This window comes from Rhodococcus sp. R1101 (assembly GCF_000278445.1).
GTDB lineage: Bacteria > Actinomycetota > Actinomycetes > Mycobacteriales > Mycobacteriaceae > Rhodococcus > Rhodococcus gordoniae.
In genome coordinates, this window is the sequence record NZ_AJVB01000898.1 from 1 (window position 1) to 642 (window position 642).

Genomic DNA, 642 nt, shown 5'->3' on the forward strand with positions numbered 1-642 from the left:
CGGCGGCGGTGGCGGCCAGCAGCTGCGGCAGGGTCGCGTCGCTGCCGCCGGCCGGGCCGTGTACGGGCAGCAGCGCGGCCTGTTCGGCGGCGGTGAGCGCGGGCAGCGCCGTGATCGGGGTGGCCGGGTCGGCGGTGAGCGCGTCGAGGACGGCGGTGATGCGCGCGGCGGTCGCGGTGACGGCGGCGCGGTCGAAGACCTCCGGCAGGTATTTCATGCGCAGGTGCACGGCGGTGTCGGTGTGCACGACCACCGACAGCGGGTAGTGCGCGGCGTCGCGGCCGATGATGTCGGCGACCCGCATGCCGGCGAGGTCGGTGTCGCGGTCGAGGCCGGCGCGTTCGACCGGATACGACTCGAAGACGGTGAGGGTGTCGAAGCGCACCGCGGCGCCGAGGTGCCGGTCGAGGGTGCCCAGGTCGAGATGGTGGTGGTCGAGCAGGGCGACCTGTTCGGCCTGGACGCGGTCGACGAGGGCGCCGACGGTGTCGCCGGGCCGCACGGTGATCCGCACCGGAACGGTGTTGATGAACAACCCGACCATCGCCTCGATGCCGGGGATCTGCGGTGGCCGGCCGGAGACGGTCGCGCCGAACACCACGTCGGTGCGGCCGGTGAGCGCGCCGAGCACCAGCCCCAGGC

General features: G+C 74.5%; 1 protein-coding gene. It reads right to left on the reverse strand.

Features of this window, described 5'->3' with window-relative positions:
• Positions 1-642, reverse strand: a 642-nt coding sequence (locus R1101_RS28935) for a condensation domain-containing protein (protein ID WP_037225345.1), incomplete at both ends; no start/stop codon positions are given.